General features: G+C 65.9%; 17 protein-coding genes. 8 read left to right on the top strand and 9 right to left on the bottom strand.

The annotated features are described in order from the left end of the window. The first annotated feature begins 221 nt into the window (after positions 1–221). On the top strand, positions 222–887 hold the full coding sequence (locus ACQI5H_RS08835; RefSeq protein ID WP_427079010.1) for a hypothetical protein: 666 nt from the start codon (positions 222–224) through the stop codon (positions 885–887). A 4-nt stretch (positions 888–891) separates the two neighbouring features. On the opposite strand, the gene ACQI5H_RS08830 is transcribed toward ACQI5H_RS08835, so the two are convergent. Then, complete coding sequence (locus ACQI5H_RS08830) at positions 892–1740, bottom strand: glycoside hydrolase family 16 protein (protein WP_427079009.1); 849 nt, start codon at positions 1738–1740, stop codon at positions 892–894. A 156-nt stretch (positions 1741–1896) separates the two neighbouring features. Between ACQI5H_RS08830 and ACQI5H_RS08825 the strand changes: the two genes are divergently transcribed. The 3 genes from ACQI5H_RS08825 to ACQI5H_RS08815 all read left to right on the top strand — a co-directional run bounded on the left by ACQI5H_RS08825 (position 1897) and on the right by ACQI5H_RS08815 (position 3148). Beyond that, positions 1897–2205 carry a hypothetical protein gene (locus tag ACQI5H_RS08825; RefSeq protein WP_427079008.1) on the top strand — a complete coding sequence of 103 codons (309 nt, stop codon included), beginning with the start codon at positions 1897–1899 and terminating at the stop codon, positions 2203–2205. A gap of 228 nt (positions 2206–2433) precedes the next feature. Beyond that, positions 2434–2877, top strand: coding sequence for a hypothetical protein (locus ACQI5H_RS08820; RefSeq protein ID WP_427079007.1), 444 nt, complete (start codon positions 2434–2436; stop codon positions 2875–2877). A 70-nt stretch (positions 2878–2947) separates the two neighbouring features. Then, a complete protein-coding gene (locus tag ACQI5H_RS08815) occupies positions 2948–3148 on the top strand; it encodes a hypothetical protein (RefSeq protein WP_427079006.1) in 201 nt (66 codons plus the stop codon). Positions 3149–3172: 24 nt separating this feature from the next. Here ACQI5H_RS08815 and ACQI5H_RS08810 read toward each other — a convergent pair whose 3' ends face one another. Further along, the gene (locus tag ACQI5H_RS08810; RefSeq protein WP_427079005.1) at positions 3173–3838 is read right to left on the bottom strand and encodes a TetR/AcrR family transcriptional regulator; all 666 of its coding nucleotides are present in this window, start codon (positions 3836–3838) and stop codon (positions 3173–3175) included. A gap of 122 nt (positions 3839–3960) precedes the next feature. On the opposite strand from ACQI5H_RS08810, the gene ACQI5H_RS08805 reads away from it, so the two are divergent. After that, entirely contained in the window at positions 3961–5265 is a 1305-nt protein-coding gene (locus tag ACQI5H_RS08805) for a cytochrome P450 (RefSeq protein ID WP_427079004.1), read from the top strand. On the opposite strand, the gene ACQI5H_RS08800 is transcribed toward ACQI5H_RS08805, so the two are convergent. Further along, the gene (locus ACQI5H_RS08800) at positions 5262–5906 is read right to left on the bottom strand and encodes a cutinase family protein (RefSeq protein WP_427079125.1); all 645 of its coding nucleotides are present in this window, start codon (positions 5904–5906) and stop codon (positions 5262–5264) included. The two genes, ACQI5H_RS08805 and ACQI5H_RS08800, sit on opposite strands and share 4 nt — an antisense overlap. Positions 5907–6025: 119 nt before the next feature. Here ACQI5H_RS08800 and ACQI5H_RS08795 point away from each other — a divergent pair, with 119 nt between their 5' ends. Next, a complete protein-coding gene (locus ACQI5H_RS08795; RefSeq protein WP_427079003.1) occupies positions 6026–6688 on the top strand; it encodes a class I SAM-dependent methyltransferase in 663 nt (220 codons plus the stop codon). On the opposite strand, the gene ACQI5H_RS08790 is transcribed toward ACQI5H_RS08795, so the two are convergent. Genes ACQI5H_RS08790 through ACQI5H_RS08780 form a run of 3 tightly spaced genes read right to left on the bottom strand, consistent with a single transcriptional unit; the run spans position 6685 to position 9729 of the window. Further along, positions 6685–7761 (bottom strand): prenyltransferase, encoded by a 1077-nt coding sequence (locus tag ACQI5H_RS08790; protein ID WP_427079002.1) that lies wholly within the window; start codon positions 7759–7761, stop codon positions 6685–6687. The two genes, ACQI5H_RS08795 and ACQI5H_RS08790, sit on opposite strands and share 4 nt — an antisense overlap. Beyond that, on the bottom strand, positions 7748–8506 hold the full coding sequence (locus ACQI5H_RS08785; RefSeq protein WP_427079001.1) for a class I SAM-dependent methyltransferase: 759 nt from the start codon (positions 8504–8506) through the stop codon (positions 7748–7750). Before ACQI5H_RS08785 ends, ACQI5H_RS08790 begins: the two co-directional genes overlap by 14 nt. Beyond that, entirely contained in the window at positions 8500–9729 is a 1230-nt protein-coding gene (locus ACQI5H_RS08780; protein WP_427079000.1) for a glycosyltransferase family 4 protein, read from the bottom strand. The genes ACQI5H_RS08785 and ACQI5H_RS08780 overlap by 7 nt, the downstream gene beginning before the upstream one ends. 169 nt (positions 9730–9898) lie before the next feature. Here ACQI5H_RS08780 and ACQI5H_RS08775 point away from each other — a divergent pair, with 169 nt between their 5' ends. After that, complete coding sequence (locus ACQI5H_RS08775; protein ID WP_427078999.1) at positions 9899–10669, top strand: DUF1906 domain-containing protein; 771 nt, start codon at positions 9899–9901, stop codon at positions 10667–10669. Between the two features lie 154 nt (positions 10670–10823). Here ACQI5H_RS08775 and katG read toward each other — a convergent pair whose 3' ends face one another. From katG to ACQI5H_RS08760, 3 genes are all read right to left on the bottom strand, one after another. Continuing rightward, positions 10824–13064 (bottom strand): catalase/peroxidase HPI, encoded by a 2241-nt coding sequence (katG, locus tag ACQI5H_RS08770; RefSeq protein WP_427078998.1) that lies wholly within the window; start codon positions 13062–13064, stop codon positions 10824–10826. Positions 13065–13113: 49 nt separating this feature from the next. Then, positions 13114–13554, bottom strand: coding sequence for a Fur family transcriptional regulator (locus tag ACQI5H_RS08765; RefSeq protein ID WP_427078997.1), 441 nt, complete (start codon positions 13552–13554; stop codon positions 13114–13116). Between the two features lie 98 nt (positions 13555–13652). Further along, positions 13653–14876: an Ig-like domain-containing protein gene (locus ACQI5H_RS08760; protein ID WP_427078996.1), complete on the bottom strand. Its 1224-nt coding sequence runs from the start codon at positions 14874–14876 to the stop codon at positions 13653–13655. 87 nt (positions 14877–14963) lie between these two features. Here ACQI5H_RS08760 and ACQI5H_RS08755 point away from each other — a divergent pair, with 87 nt between their 5' ends. Further along, positions 14964–15719, top strand: a complete 756-nt coding sequence (locus ACQI5H_RS08755; protein WP_427078995.1) for a hypothetical protein — start codon at positions 14964–14966, stop codon at positions 15717–15719. Positions 15720–15735: the final 16 nt, after the last annotated feature.

Below are 15735 nucleotides of genomic sequence, written 5' to 3'. Positions count from 1 at the left end.
CGGGAGTGCTATCACGCAACGTATGTGGGGCCCCGGCCACTCCATCACCCACGTCTCCGATGCGGCCCGGATTCTGATGCGACCGCTCGCGTGGCTCCCGCAGCCTGATGTGCGTCAGCCGGTTCGCAGGCCCCGGAGTGCGGTCGCGCTGCTTAGCCATTGAGCCGGGCGGTTTTGCGAGCGACCATTCAAGGGGGGTCCTGTGGAGGAGGGTCGACCAGATGGATGCGTTGCGAGTTGCGATGGTGTCGATCACCTCGATGGCCATTGCCGTTTTCCCGGCGGCCGGTACGGCAAACGCTGAACCGCCGCCGACCCAGGCGATCACCACGGTGGCTATCGGACCCCAAGGCCAACCCATCAACGGCTACCGAGAGGCGCCTGCGCAGGGCAACGTCGTCGCGGTCAACGATTGCTCGACGCCCTCACCATCGGCGGTCGCGGACAACATCTACTATTGCTCGCCGAGCGCGGCAGGCGCCGGAACATGCTGGCCGTCGACGCCCGGATCGCTGCTGTGCGTGGACAATCCGTGGGACAAGAGCCTGCACCGGGTCACCTACGGCGGTTCGCTCCCGCCGGTGCAGCCCACCGCGACGCCGGATCCGTTCGCGCTCGCCCTCGACGACGGCACACATTGCCTACTTCGCAACGGCGGCGCCTGGGGCTTGCGCGACGACGGGTACGAGGGCGCTTACTGGTGCGAGGCCCCGAGGGCGAATCTGCGGGTGCTATGGCTTCCGAGCCAGGGCGCCGGAAGCTGCATCGACCGCTCGGCGGCGGCCTGGACGGTCAAGGTCGGTGAACTCGGCGCCCCGGGAGCCCACTTCCCGCCGCCTGAGACGCGGACGGTGACCAGCGCATGGTTCGCCGGAAACGCGACGTGAGCGTCTACCAGACGCGGATCCAGTCGATCAGCATGTCCGCGGGATAGGTCCCGGGCCCGGGGTCCTCGCCCCCGGAACCGGCAACCGCAAGGTTGAACACCGGGAAAACGGTGTAGCCAGGGTTGTTGAATGGCCAATCGGGCAGGGAACTGGCCGGGACGTCGAAGTACGGTTGCGCGCCGTCGGAGTAGTCCTTCCAGAACCGGATCCCCGCGGCGTCCCACTGGGTGCGCCAGGTGTGCCAGCCGCTGTCCATCGCGATGTTGTGGGTCTTCCACTCACCGCCGTTCGCCTTGGCGTGGACGGTCGTGGCCGAGGGCCATTTGCCGTTGCCGTACCACTCCATGACGTCGATTTCACCCTGATCGTCATTGCCCAGCCAGTACGCGGGCCACGCGCCGGGGGTCAGGCAGTCGAGCTTGATCCGCGCTTCCCAGGTATGGCCGACCCCGCCGCGCCAGAGGCTTTGAACCTTGCCGCTGAAGTACGTCGGGCCGTCTTTCGCGGCGCGCAGGACCAGGTTGGACTTACCGTCGAGGAAGACGTTCCGGCGATCGTCGCGGTACTGCCCGATGTGTTCGGGCTGCTCCCAGTACGTCGGGTCCTTGATCGTCTCGCGGGCGCGCGCGATCGCCCACTTCGACGCATCGGGGGCCGACCCGGCCGGTCCGTCGAATTCATCGGCGAAGATGTAGGTCCCGGTCTGGCCGCTCGGCGCGGCGGGCGGCGGCATCCTGCCCATCGACGCATCCGTTCGGGATGGGAAGGCACGGGCCTCAGGGACGGGGAGCGCGGCCGCCAGCACGCCGATCCCTGCCGTCAACATCATGCGGCGGCGATCCATCTCAGGCATAAGCAAGCGACGATAGCAGCCGAGGCAGCACGGGGTTGAAACAGAAAGTTTGTCGGTGGGTGTCGTTACCGTTTGGATCGCGGTCGCCCCAAAAGGGGCGGCGAGGTAATGGCTCGGGATTTACCAGGAATTCATGGCCAATTCTCAAGATGACCGATGGTTTGGTCTCAGGATTGGCTGGGCATTCTGGGATCACGAACCGATAACCACCTGTGGTGGCTTTTGCAGCGGGTTGAGTGGCTCTGGGAGGAGTTGACAATCGTGGCGAATGCATCAGGAGCGACGGTTATTTTCCTTCGCTCGCATCCCGCCTGGGCTGCGGCTCAGCGGCGCGCACGCGAGCGCAGTGAAGCGATGCATCGGCATCCGTCATCTCTTGCCCGGCGCCGCGCCGCCTCGGAGGACGACGCCGTCCCCGTTATCCGCAACTTCAAGGTGTACACCGGTACCGACACACCGGCCTGAAACGTCTAGGCGCGCCGTGGTCAGCGAATTCGGCTGTGCCACATCGCAATAGCCCTGACAATTTTCACCAATTGTATTGGTAAAACTGGGCGTTCCGGATCGCGCTATTCGCTGGACTACGAGCGTCCGCGCGCGCCGAGTGCGAAATCGCTTCCTTGCGGTTAAACCATTTACATCGGCCCGATGATCTACTACCTTATGTAGTAGTCGATGGTTGGGAGGACAACGATGTCCAACGATTCGCATCCACTGACCGCCCGGCGTTCGCTAGCCGTAGCGGTCATCGTTTTCACCGCGGCATTCGGGCTCCACGGGATGGATCACCTTCGGCGGGGAATGGCGGCATCTCCGCCGGCAATCATGGTCGGCGGGATGATCCAGGGCGTTTTCGTGGTTGTCGCCCTCGTGCTGATCTTGCGCCACCACCGATGGGCCGCCGACGCGGCGATCGCCGTCGGTTTCGGCAGCGCGCTGGTGTTCGTCTATGCGCATGTGCTGCCCACTTTTCTGCCCCGCTTTCAGGACAGCTTCGTTTCCGGACCGCGGATCAACGTCACGTGGTTCTCTTGGCTGACGGCGGTCGGCGAGATCGGGACCGGACTGGTACTCGGTTACGTGGGTTTGCACGCGCGGAGACGGTCGGCCGTGGCCTTTGACCGGCACCAAATGTGACGAATCGTCTTGCACGACAGGGCAATAACGAATGCTACACATCAATGAATACGTCGGCATCATGCTTTCGGTGCCGCGAACATACAGAACCAAGGCGCTCGCCGACCCCGCGCAGTCGCATGGTGCGCTGCTGCACGAGTTGGAGCGCTACATCGAGGCCAACAATCCCGGGATGACCGAGGTCAGCGTGATCAGCGCGGTGGATACCGGTCAGGTCGACAAGAGCGACAAGCCGGTTCGCCACTGGTACCACGTCGAGTACGAAGCGTGAGATTGCGACATAGCGTCGCTCCCGTCAACGTGGGCCAGTGATCATCGGAAGCAGGTATTGGCGCACGAATGCGCGGGTGTCGTCGATGGTGGCGAGATTGATGCCGCTGTGTTGGGTGACGATGAAGGACAGGGTCAGGCGGGTGTGGAGCTCCGCGACGGTGCGTAGGTGGCGCTCCTGGTCGGGCGTGGTGGCCTTCGTACCGTAGATTTCGGCCCTCAACTCGGCCGCGGATTGGTCGATGGCGAAGTCGAGAATGGGGCCGGCGTCGATGGTCAGGCTCGGCAGGATGGTCTCGGGCTCGGTGCGCAGCAAGTTCTTGAGCAACGCGTGCTCCCGCAGGAACGTCACGGTGAACACGGTGCCGTAGACCAAGCGATCTTCGAGCGTGGTGGCGTGCGCGCACGCTTGCTCGTTGCCCTCGAAGTAGCGCCGGGCCTCGGCGAGGACGACCGCGTCGATGAGGGCGGTTTTGGTGGGGAAGCGGCGATACAGCGTCGCACGGCCGACCCCGCTACGGCGGGCGACGTCTTCCATTGTGATGCGCCGCATTCCGACGAGTCCGGCCTGCTCGAGCGCGGCACCCAAGATGCGGGCGGTGATGTCGTCGGGGCGGTGGAGTTGGGCGAGCACGGCAGGCTCGGGCGCGGTCAGGCGCCGCACGAACTCAGCCGTTCGGCTCGTGGTCACGATTGCTCCTTGCTGGCCCATGCCGTTCGTCGTATCGTAGCCATTGATACATGCGAGACATTATTCGTCTATTTGTCTCGCTGCTACTAGCCTAGCGAGTTTTCTGCTGGTAGGGGGTTGTTATGGGGGTTCGTATGTGGGTCCGGTGGGCGGCCATGCACGGCGTGGCCCGCACGTTCATGAAGGTTCAGGCGCTGCGCGGCGAACCGTTGGGCCGCTTGATCGCCAGTCACGGTCACGCCACCGATCCCTATCCTTTGATGGAGGAGATCCGGGCACGCGGACCGCTGGTGCGGACACCGTTCACCTGGGTCAGCGTCGACCACGGCGTATGCCGAGAAGTTCTGCGCGACAAACGTTTCGGCGTGACAGCGCCGTCCAGCATGGATCTGCCCCGTCCACTGCGGGCGCTGATCGCCCGGACCGCCGACCACGGGGCGGCCAATCCCGTCGAACCGCCGGCCATGGTCGTCGTCGATCCACCCGAGCACACCCGCTATCGACAACTGGTGGCGCAAAGCTTCACTCCGCGGGCCACCGATCAGCTCAGCACCCGCGTCGTCGAGGTGACCGATCAGCTCATCGATCGCCTTGCGGACGCGCCGGATCCGGATCTGATCGCGGACTTCGCGTCCCAGCTGCCGGTCGCTATCATTGCCGAGATCCTCGACCTCGACCCCGACACTCACCCGTGGATGTTGGGGTGGGGCCACAGCGGAGCGCCACTGCTGGACATCGGGATCGGCTGGCGCACCTATCGGCAAGCCGTTACCAGCCTGCGCGGTGCGGATCGCGAACTGCGTGAGCGCTTCCACGAATTGCGTTCCGGTGAGGCCGGCGACAATCCATTCAGCCGGCTGGCCTCCCACGGCGCGATGACCGACCACGAGTTCACCGCGAACGCCGCACTGCTCATCGGCGCGGGGTTCGAGACGACGGTCAACCTGATCGGAAACGGCATCGTGCTGCTCCTGCAACATCCCGACCAACTTGCGCGCTTGCGCGCCGACCCCGAGCTTTGGCCGACCGCCGTCGAGGAAATCCTTCGGCTCGACAGCCCGGTGCAGATGACCGCGCGCACCGCGCTATGCGACATCGAGCTGGAGGGTCAACGCATCGCGGCCGGCGACATGGTTGCCTTGCTGCTCGGCGGCGCCAATCGCGACCCGCAGGTGTTCGCCAATCCCGACAATCTCGATATCGACAGGCCCAACGCGCGCGACCATCTGGCATTCGCGTCGGGGATCCACGCCTGCCTGGGCGCCGCCCTGGCACGCGTCGAAGGGACGACGGCGCTACGCGCGCTGTTCGAGACATACCCCGATCTACAGCTGAGCGGTCCCACACAACGGCGTGGACTGGTCAATCTCCGCGGATTCGCCCGGCTGCCCGTCAATCTCGGCAGCCGGAACGCGGTGACCGTCTAAAGCTTGCTGACGACGAAATCGGCGGCCTGGTTTGCCATTCCGGCGTCGATGTAGGCGCTCGCGAGGTGTTGCGGCCAGTTCTGTTTCCAGGTGTTCGGGTCCGCGGGGTTGCACACGGGGTCGGCGCCGTGGCACAACTCGATGGTCCGGTCGTTGTACGTCGGGTTGAAGTTGGTGATCGGACCCGCCCACTGGCTTCCGTTGCCGAACAAGGCGACGGCGGCGATGTGCTGATCGATGCCCGGCGGCAGCGGGCTGTCGAAGCCGAAGGCCGAGATCGGCGCCGCGAGCACGACGTCGGTGACCGCCGCCCCGAGCGAGTAGCCACCCAGCACCAGCCGGGTGTTCGGGCAGTTGTTGACCACGTCCTGGATGTGGTGACTCATGTCGTTGGCGCCGACGTCGACCTCGGTGTCGGCGGGATACTTCACGGCGTAGGTGCCGATGGTTCGGTTGCCGGCTTTGGATTCGACGGCGCTGATGAACGCGTTGCCGAGGACGCCGGGCCCCGGTGACTCGTTACGGCCGCGGGCGAACACGATTTGCACCTGGGGGCAGTTCGCCGCGGCGGCCGCCCCCGCGGCGCCCGGTGTTTCGGGCGGTAGTACGGCGGCGGCGATCGTCAGCGCAGCTGTCACCATGGCCGCAGCCAGGCCGACGTCGACCAATTTACGGAGAGGAAAGACATGCACAGCATGATGGTAAAGCGAATGCGGGCCGGCCGCTGGGCGGCCCAACATGGCCCTTCTACGATCAGCTGATGAGTCACGTACATGCCGGTGCGCCCGAGCGGTTGTTCGCGCTGGCCGAACGGGTGCCGGGTTTCATGCCCACCGACGAGGGCCGCGCGCTGTACGACGCCGCATTGCGGTACCTCGACGGCGGTGTCGGCGTCGAGATCGGCACTTACTGCGGCAAATCCACCCTGTTGCTCGGTGCGGCCGCCGCGCAAACCGGTGGCGTGCTCTACACCGTCGACCACCACCATGGCTCCGAAGAGCACCAGCCCGGCTGGGAATTCCACGATGCCTCGTTGGTCGACGCGGTCACCGGGCTGTTCGACACGTTGCCGACTTTCCGCCGCACGCTGGACGCCGCGGGACTGGACGACCACGTCGTCGCCGTCGTGGGCAAGTCACCCATCGTGGCGCGCGCCTGGTGCTCGCCGCTGCAGTTCTTGTTCATCGACGGCGGCCACTCTGAGGCCGCCGCCACACAGGACTTCGACGGCTGGGCGAAGTGGGTGACCGCCGGCGGCGCGCTGGTGATCCACGATGTGTTCCCGGACCCCAAGGACGGCGGGCGCCCGCCGTACCACATCTATTGCCGCGCCATCGATTCCGGTCAGTTCCGGGAGGTTTCTGTTACCGGGTCACTGCGGGTGCTCGAACGCACCAGCGGACGCGCGGGCGAGCCGGTCTAGCGGCCGGGCCCGGCGACCACGCATTCGCAATCGAAGTCGGTCTGCAGGCCCATCGGCAGCTCGTCGCCGCGGAAGATGCCCGCGCCCGGTGTGGTGTCCGAGAGCGCGTCGGCCGCCAGGATCATCGCCGCCCCGGTCCAGGTGGTGCGCTCCTCGGGCCAGCGCTTCCCATCCGCGAACACCAAACCCGTCCAGTACGATCCGTCACCTTCGCGCAGATGGTGCATCGCGGCGAATTGCTCATGTGCGGCGGACCGATGGCCGATGGCCTCGAGCGCCATCACCAGTTCGCATGTCTCGGCGCCGGTAACCCAGGGCCGATCGTCAACGCAGCGGATGCCCAGGCCGCGGACCACAAAGTCGTCCCACCGCTGCCGGATTCGCACGGCCGCCGCGGGGCCCCGCAGCGCACCGCCGAGGATGGGGTAGTACCAGTCCATCGAATAGCGGTCCTTCTCGGTAAACGCCTCCGGATGTGCGACGATCGCGTGGCCCAGCCGGCCGAGCGCCAGCTCCCACTCCGGCTGCGGGTCCCCGATCAGGGTGGCTAGCGCCAGCGCACAGCGAATGCTGTGAAAGATGCTGGCACACCCGGTCATCAACGCTTCCGAGAGCGGTCCGGCTTCGCTTTGCGCCCAACAGATCTCGCCGTAGCCGACCTGTAAGTCGATGACAAAGTCGATCGCCTTGTGCACCACCGGCCACATCGCGGCTCCGAACGACTCGTCGCCGGTCACCAGCACGTGATGCCAGACACCGGTGGCGATATACGCGCAGAAGTTGCTGTCGCTGTTGGCGTCTTCGACTGCCCCCGACCGGAATTGGATTGGCCATGAGCCATCCGGCCGCTGGGTGCGGCGGCTCCATTCAAAGGCGGCCCGCGCCGGCTCCAGCAGTCCCGCCGCCGTGAGTGCCATCGCGCATTCCACGTGGTCCCACGGATCCGTGTGACCACCGTCGAACCACGGGATCGCGCCCGAGGGTTCCTGCGCCGCGGCGATGGAATGCGCGGTCTGCCGACACTGCTCGGGTGTAAGGACGCCCGGAACCGCCGGCGGGTTAGACCGATGCAACTGAATATCCCGGAGTTTTCTGGCTTTCGGCCACCTGCTGCTTGACGAAATACATCGCGACGCTCTTGCCCACGATCGGATTGAGCAGTGACTCGGCCAGCTGCGTTATCTTGGGCCGGCGCATCAAATCCCACACCAGGAGCTGGTGGTAGGCGGCCACCGCCGGATGATCGGTATTCGACACGCCCACAGCGCATTTCAGCCACCAGAAGGGGGAGTGCAGCGCGTGCGCATGATGGGCGTGCGTCAATTCCATTCCGCCGCAGGCGATCTTGTCGCGCAAGCGGCTGGCCCGGTAGATACGCACATGGCCGCCCTCGTTGCTGTGATATTCGTCGGACAGCAGCCAGCACACTCGCTCGGGAAGCCACCTCGGGACGCTGACCGCCAACGTGCCTCCCACCTTGAGCACCCGGATCAATTCGGCGATGGCAGCGTCGTCTTCGGGTACGTGCTCAAGGATTTCGGACGCGATCACGCAGTCGAATGTCTCGTCGGCATACGGCAGGCTCAGCGCGTCACCGATGACCACTTTCGCCGACGCCGACGCCGGCACCTCACCGTTCTCGGCCATCGCACGCAGGATCGTGTCCACCGAACGCAGTTCGGACTCGTCGCGGTCGAAGGCGACGACGTCGGCACCGCGCCGATACGCTTCGAAAGCGTGCCGGCCCGCCCCGCAACCCACGTCGATGACCTTGGTGGAGGGCCCGATGCCCAGCCGGTCGAAATCGACGGTCAGCATCGCGCGATCGCCCGCTCATAGACCCGCACGGTCTGCGCGGCCACCGCCTCCCAACTGAAGACGTCGACGGCGCGCGCCCGTCCCGCCTTCCCCAGATTGCGGCGTTTTTCAGGGGAGTCGAGCAGCTCGCCGAGGGCGCGGGTGAGCGCATCCACGTCGGCCGGTGGCACTAGCTCGGCGCAGGCACCATCGGTGCCCAGGACCTCGGGCAGAGCACCCACCCGGCTCGCGACGATCGGGGTGCCGCTCGCCATGGCTTCGACCGCGGGCAGCGAAAACCCTTCGTAGAGAGAGGGAATGCACGCGACCTCGGCCGATGCGAACAATGCGGCCAGTTCGCCGTCGGAGAGGCCACTGGTGATGTGGACGATGTCGGAGATGCCGAGTTCGGCGATGAGTTTGTGGGTGGGGCCATTGGGTTCCACCTTGGCGACGAGCCGCAACTCCAGGTCTCGGCTGGTGCGTAGCCTGGCGACCGCGTGCAGCAGGGTGCGGACACCCTTGAGCGGGGTGTCGGCGCTGGCGATCGCGATGACTCGGCCCCGAATCCGCGGCGTCGGTCCCGGCTTGAACAGGTCCGTGTTCACGCCGAGCGGCACGACGTGTAGTTGGTCCGGCATGACACCGAAGTCGGCGACGATGTCGGCCGCCGAGGAAGACGACACCGTCAACAGGTCGGGGATCTGGCGCGCCACTTGCTCTTGCATCGTAGAAAACCCATACCACCTGCGCACCAAGGGTTTTCGCCACCAGCGCGCGGCGGCGAGATCCAGCACCCGATCCCGGGTGATGGGGTGATGCACGGTCGCCACCACCGGCAACCCCGTGCGGGCAATGCTCAGCAGTCCGGTGCCCAGGCTCTGGTTGTCGTGGACGACGTCGAAATCGTCCGCTCGCTCGGCCAGCAGCCGAGCGACACGCAGCGTGAAGGTTCGTGGTTCGGGAAAGCCCGCGGTCCACACGGTGAGGAGTTCCAACAGGTCGATCGAATCGCGAATCTCGCTCGGGCGCGGCACCCGGAACGGGTCGGGCTCGCGGTACAGATCAAGGCTTGGCACCGTGGTCAGCCGCACCCGCGGGTCGAGCAGCTCCGGATAGGGCTGGCCGGAAAACACCTCGACCTCGTGACCCAGTTCCACCAAACCGTGGCTGAGGTGGCGCACGTAGACGCCCTGTCCACCGCAATGGGTCTTACTCCGGTAGGACAGCAGGGCAATTCGCATACTCAACTCTTATCCGCTGGCCGACGCACGCCGACGGGCACCCCCCGAATCCACTGCCATCAACGCACTCCCGAAGGCGGTGACAGCAAACTGGACATGTGTCCAGACTATAGTTCGATCAGCTAATCGATGCAACGAGCATGGTCGACCCGTTTGCTACCATCGCGCGGTGCGCGGTTCGGTTTCGCGACGCGATGTCATTAAGTACGCTGCACCGGTTCTGCTGGGCCTGGGGTCGGTCGCCGCGACGGTCAACGAGCCGAACGCACGAGCCGCGGGCATCACGCTGATTGACTTTGCCGAGCGCAGGATCGCGCCGGACGAGATCAAATCGGCAGGCTACGACGGGGTCGTGAACTACGTGTCCGAGGAGCGGCCCGGGGCGCACTTCGAGGCAAAACCCATCACCCGCGAGTACGCGGACTCGCTGCGCGCCGCGGGTCTTCACATCGTCAGCAACTTCCAGTACGGCAAGCCCGGTTGGCCAACGCCGTCGGACTACACCCGCGGGTACGACGGCGGCGTGGCGGACGCCCAGACCGCGTTGCGCCTCCACGGCGCGGCCGGGGGTACGAATTCCGCGCCGATCTTCTTCAGTGTCGACGACAACATCGACGAAAACACCTGGAATGGCCCTGCGGTGCAATGGTTTCGGGGGATCAGCTCGGTCCTGGGCGTGGGCCGCACCGGCATCTATGGGCATGCCCGGGCCTGCGGCTGGGCGATCCGCGACGGCGTCATAGGGAACTCGACCACCCCGGGCCACCGCTGGGCCTGGCAGACGAGGTCGTGGTCGAACGGCGCCCGCGAACCGATGGCGGTGCTTTATCAGGCCGTGGTCAACAGCCCGTCAAACCCGGGTCCGCTGCTGGGCGGCATCAACGTGGACGTCGACGAGGTTCTCGCGGCCGACTACGGGCAGTGGGATTTGGACCGCTGACCTAAAAGTCACGCTCCACCTATACCGAGACATAAACCATTGCGACCGACCACGGCGTGTCGTGTGCGTGGTTTATGTGTCGCGGAATGGCCGAAACGACGAGGCCCCGCGAGCCAGGTGACTCGCGGGGCCTCGCCCGTGACCAGACCCTGCGTTACTTGAGGTCGAATCGGTCGGCATTCATGACCTTGACCCACGCCGCGACGAAGTCCTCCACGAACTTTCCGTGGGCGTCGTCCTGCGCGTAGACCTCTGCCAGAGAGCGCAGCACCGAATTGGAGCCGAACACCAGGTCGTTGGCGGTGGCCGTCCACTTCAGCTGGCCCGTCGAGCGGTCGAGCACCTCGTAGACGTTCTCCGCCGACTCCGATGCCTTCCACTCGTTGCCCATGTCGACCAGGTTGACGAAGAAGTCATTGGTCAACGTGCCGGGCCTGTCGGTGAAGACGCCGTGCTTGCTGCCGCCGTGATTGGCGCCGAGGGCACGCAGACCACCGACCAGCACCGCCAATTCCGGAGCCGTCACGCCCAGCAGGTACGCCCGCTCGACCAGCAGCTGCTCCAGCGGCGCCTTCTCGCCGGGACGGATGTAGTTGCGGAATCCGTCCGCGCGCGGCTCGAGCACCGCGAACGAGTCGACGTCGGTGTTCTCCTGCGATGCGTCGGTGCGGCCCGGCGCGAAGTGCACCGAGATCTCGTACCCGGCGTCCTTGGCCGCCTTCTCGACCGCCGCGGAACCGGCCAGCACGATCAGGTCGGCCAGCGAGATCTTCTTGCCGCCGGACGCCGATGCGTTGAAGTCCTGCTGGATGCGCTCCAGCACCGGCAACACCTTGTCCAGCTCGGAAGGCTCGTTGCACTCCCAGCTGCGCTGCGGCTCGAGGCGCAGCCGTCCACCGTTGGCGCCGCCGCGCTTGTCGGTGCGACGGAAGCTGGACGCGGCCGACCATGCGGTCTTGACCAGCTGCTGAACCGTCAGGCCGGATTCCAGCGCCTTCTTCTTCAGCGCCGCGATGTCCTTCTCGTCGACCAGCTCGTGGTCGACGGCCGGAACCGGGTCCTGCCAGAGCTGGGGCTCGGCTACCCACGGCCCGAGGTAGCGGGTGATTGGTCCCATGTCGCGATGCAGCAGCTTGTACCAGGCCTTGGCGAACGCCTCGGTCAGCTCCTCGGGATGGTCGAGCCAGCGACGCGTGATGTCGCGGTAGATCGGGGACTCCCGCAGCGAGATGTCGGTGACCAACATCGTCGGGGCGCGACCCGGCCCGCCGAACGGGTCCGGGATGGTGCCCGCACCCGCACCGTCCTTGGCGACGAACTGCCAGGCATCGCCGGGGCTCTTGGTCAGCTCCCATTCGTAGCCGTACAGGGTCTCCAGGAAGGTGTTGTCCCACTTCGTCGGGGTGGGCGTCCAGACCACCTCCAGGCCGCTGGTGATGGCGTCCTCGCCGGCGCCACTCCCGAACGAGCTCTTCCAGCCCAGCCCCTGTTGTTCGAGCGGGGCGGCCTCCGGTTCGGGGCCGACCAGGTCGCCACTGCCGGCACCGTGGGTCTTGCCGAAGCTGTGGCCCCCGACGATGAGCGCGGCGGTCTCCTCGTCGTTCATCGCCATCCGGCCGAACGTCTCGCGGATGTCGATCGCCGCCGCGATCGGGTCCGGCTTGCCCTCGGGGCCTTCCGGATTCACATAGATCAGGCCCATGGTGGTCGCGCCGTAGGGCTGCGCGAGGTCGCGCTTACCGGAGTAGCGCTTGTCGGTGCCAAGCCAGGTGTCCTCTTCGCCCCAGAGGATCTCTTCGGGCTCCCAGACGTCCTCGCGGCCGAAGGCGAACCCAAAGGTCTTGAATCCCATGGACTCCAGGGCGCAGTTGCCGGCGAAGATGATCAGATCCGCCCAGGAGATCTTGTTGCCGTACTTCTTCTTGACCGGCCACAGCAGGCGGCGGGCCTTGTCCAGGCTCACGTTGTCCGGCCAGCTGTTGAGCGGGGCAAAGCGCTGCATGCCCTGTCCGCCGCCGCCGCGGCCGTCGTGGATGCGGTAGGTACCGGCGGCGTGCCAGCTCATTCGGATGAACAGACCGCCGTAGTGGCCGTAGTCGGCGGGCCACCAGTCCTGCGAGGTGGTCATCACCGAGATGACGTCGGCCTTGAGCGCGTCGACGTCGAGCTTGGCGAACTCCTCGGCGTAGTCGAAGTCCTCGCCGAGCGGATTGCCCGCCGGCGCATGCGGGTGCAGCGTCGACACGTCGATCTGGTCGGGCCACCAGTCCCGGTTCGTCAGCGGGGCATGCGCTTTCGGTTGGGGTGAAGGGATTGCTGGGCTTTCGCTCTCGCTGGTGCTAGCCGTCTTGCTGTCTGGTTGGGGTGGACGGCTATCGGATGTATCAGATGACACAGCATTCCTTTCCGGGGTGGGTGATTCGGGCTGTGATCACGGCTGTGATCTACGAACTTGCGGTCGAACAGTCGGGGCAGAGGCCCCAATAGATGACTTCGGCCTCGTCGAGAACGAAACCATCCAGGACGTTGTCGGCATCCGACGGGGTTAGGCACGGCGCCGCACCGACGGCGCAGTCGATGTCGGCGATGACGCCGCAGGATCGGCACACGACATGGTGATGGTTGTCGCCGACCCGGGACTCGTAACGGGCGACCAAGCCCAACGGCTGGATCCGACGAACCAGGCCCGCCGAGGTCAGCGCGTTGAGAACGTCGTACACCGCTTGTCGGGAAACATCGGGCAGCCCGAGCCGCACCGCCGAGAAGATCGTCTCGGTGTCGGCATGCGGATGGGCGTGCACCGCCTCCAGCACGGCGACTCTGGGCCGTGTCACACGCAGATCGGCCATCCGCAGCTGTTCCGCGTAGTCCGCCGATGAGGACACCCTGCCAATATGGCCCCTTATCTGGAATCAGTCAAGAGTTTCCGGGCGGGGGATACGGACGAATCGGGCCGATCAGCGCGGCACCGGCGGCGGGCAGCTCAGGACGGCGGCGCCAAGGCGCTGCCCTTGCGCCATTGATCCCAGCTGAGTGTCCAGTCGCCGTTCTGCGACAGCTTCAACGGCGGTCCGCCGGTGTTGCGGACCTCGACGACGTCGCCGGGCACCGAGAAGTCGTAGAACCATTTTGCGTTGTCGCCGTTGAGGTTCAAGCATCCGTGCGAGGTGTCGGTGTGTCCCTGGGCCCACACCGTCGCGTCGAGCTGGTGCAGATAGATGCCGTCACTGCTGATTTTGGTGGCGTAGTTGATGGTCTCGCGGTATCCGAGGCGGGAATTCTTGGGCAATCCGAAGGTGGAGGAATCCATCACGACCGGGTTGTCCTTGTCGAGCACGGTGTAGACGCCCGGGGGAGTCCACAACGAAATCGTCTGCGAACCGATGGTTTCCGTGCCGCCCATTCCCATCGACGTGGGCATGGTCCGGACCAGGGCGCCGTTGTTGAAGACGCTGACGATTTTCGTGGCATCGTCGGCGATCGATACGTGCGCGTCGCCGATGCGGAACGATACTCGGGTGTCCTCTTGCCCGAATAGGCCGTCGCCCAACGCAATTCCGTAGATCTTGGCTTCGGCGGTGATTGTGGTGCCCGGCGCGTAGTAGCGCTCGGGTCGCCAGTGGGCGTTTTGGCTGTCGACCCAGAACCACGAACCCTGCACGGCAGGATTGGTGGTCACTTTGAGCTGTCGTTCGGCGGCGGCCCGGTCGGCGACTTGCTCGTCGAAGTGGGCGACGACAACCGTTCCCACGCCGTAGGTGCCGCCTTCCTGCAGGGGCGCCTCGGATGTCGTGGTCAGTGAGACCTTGGTCTGGTTGGGCGGCAGCAGGGTGGAGAACGTCGACACGTGAGTGGCCGCAACGCCGTTCGGCCCGACACTGGTGAGGGTCAGCGTGTACGTGCGTCCGTAGCCCAGGGCAACGGTGGGCTTCCAGACGGTGTTGTCCGGGGTCATGATTCCCTCGACCGGTCTGCCGGCGTCGTTGACCATGCGGACACCGGTCAGCTTCCCGGTGTCGGCTTTGACCATGACCGGCGTCAGCGGATCGACATCGCGCGTGTCGGGGCCGGGCATGATCGTCACCCGCGCCGGTCCGGATGCCTCCGACGTCGGACGGGCGCAGCTACCGGCACCGACCATGCCGACGACAACGAAGACGGCCAGCAGGTATCGACGAACGAGCCGTGCACGGTTGCTGGATGTCATAAGAGTTGGCCGAATCCTCGCGTTGTTGTTGATCAGGTACCCGCGGCGCGTGGGGCCTGAAACAGCGCGCCGAGGGATCATGGCGTGATGGCCGACGACGAACTTGACCGTCTGTACTGGGTGCAGCCCGGCGCATTCACCGCGCAGCGCACCGAATTGACCGCGGCCGCCAGGCAGCGCGGCGACGACGCCGCCGCCAAACGGATCTCCGCGGCGCGCAAACCTACGACGTCGGCGTGGATCGCGAACCGGCTCGTACTCCAACGCAAGGACGTCAAACAGCGCCTGGCCGACCTGGGTGACCGCCTGCGCGCCGCGCACGCCGCGATGGATGGCGACCGTATCCGCGATTTGTCCGCCCAGCAGCACCGGCTCATCGACGAACTCGTGCGGGCCGCCTTCGATGCCGCCGAGGTGAACAAGCCATCGCCGACGCTGCGTGACGACCTGACCGGCACACTGCAGGCGGCGATCGCCGATCCCGACGTCAGGGCGCGACTCGGCCGGCTGGCCAGGGCCGAAACATGGTCGGGTTTCGGCGAATTCGGCGGCGCAGCCCCGGTCGCGAAGGAACCGGAGCGCCACCAGGATGCCCATCGGGACAAGTTGAATGCGGCCCTGACCGCCGCGGAGCGGGCGAAAGCCGAAGCCGAGCGCGTGATGTCACGCCGTCGCGCCGAGCGTGATGCCGCGCGGCAGCGTCGCGACGACGCGGCGGAAAGCCTGCGTGAGGCCGAACGCGAGTTGAAAAGGGCCGACGACCGGTACGGCAAAGCGCAGCAAGAAAACCGCGCCGCCGAGGAATCGCTGAAGCAGGCGAAAGCGCAGCTGAAGCGCGCATAAGCAAGCGTGCGAGGCC

The sequence above is a fragment of the Mycobacterium heidelbergense genome, assembly GCF_050205645.1.
Taxonomy (GTDB): Bacteria; Actinomycetota; Actinomycetes; order Mycobacteriales; family Mycobacteriaceae; genus Mycobacterium; species Mycobacterium heidelbergense_A.
Note: the sequence above shows the minus strand (reverse complement) of the source record. Positions and strands in the feature narration are given on the sequence as shown.

What these genes read in the sequence shown, in the direction of transcription:
- ACQI5H_RS08835 (WP_427079010.1), top strand. Translation starts at nt 222, where the DNA reads ATGGATGCGTTGCGAGTTGCGATGGTGTCGATCACCTCGATGGCCATT.
- ACQI5H_RS08830 (WP_427079009.1), bottom strand. Translation starts at nt 1,740, where the DNA reads ATGCCTGAGATGGATCGCCGCCGCATGATGTTGACGGCAGGGATCGGC.
- ACQI5H_RS08825 (WP_427079008.1), top strand. Translation starts at nt 1,897, where the DNA reads ATGGTTTGGTCTCAGGATTGGCTGGGCATTCTGGGATCACGAACCGAT.
- ACQI5H_RS08820 (WP_427079007.1), top strand. Translation starts at nt 2,434, where the DNA reads ATGTCCAACGATTCGCATCCACTGACCGCCCGGCGTTCGCTAGCCGTA.
- ACQI5H_RS08805 (WP_427079004.1), top strand. Translation starts at nt 3,961, where the DNA reads ATGGGGGTTCGTATGTGGGTCCGGTGGGCGGCCATGCACGGCGTGGCC.
- ACQI5H_RS08800 (WP_427079125.1), bottom strand. Translation starts at nt 5,906, where the DNA reads ATGGTGACAGCTGCGCTGACGATCGCCGCCGCCGTACTACCGCCCGAA.
- ACQI5H_RS08795 (WP_427079003.1), top strand. Translation starts at nt 6,026, where the DNA reads ATGAGTCACGTACATGCCGGTGCGCCCGAGCGGTTGTTCGCGCTGGCC.
- ACQI5H_RS08785 (WP_427079001.1), bottom strand. Translation starts at nt 8,506, where the DNA reads ATGCTGACCGTCGATTTCGACCGGCTGGGCATCGGGCCCTCCACCAAG.
- ACQI5H_RS08780 (WP_427079000.1), bottom strand. Translation starts at nt 9,729, where the DNA reads ATGCGAATTGCCCTGCTGTCCTACCGGAGTAAGACCCATTGCGGTGGA.
- ACQI5H_RS08760 (WP_427078996.1), bottom strand. Translation starts at nt 14,876, where the DNA reads ATGACATCCAGCAACCGTGCACGGCTCGTTCGTCGATACCTGCTGGCC.
- ACQI5H_RS08755 (WP_427078995.1), top strand. Translation starts at nt 14,964, where the DNA reads ATGGCCGACGACGAACTTGACCGTCTGTACTGGGTGCAGCCCGGCGCA.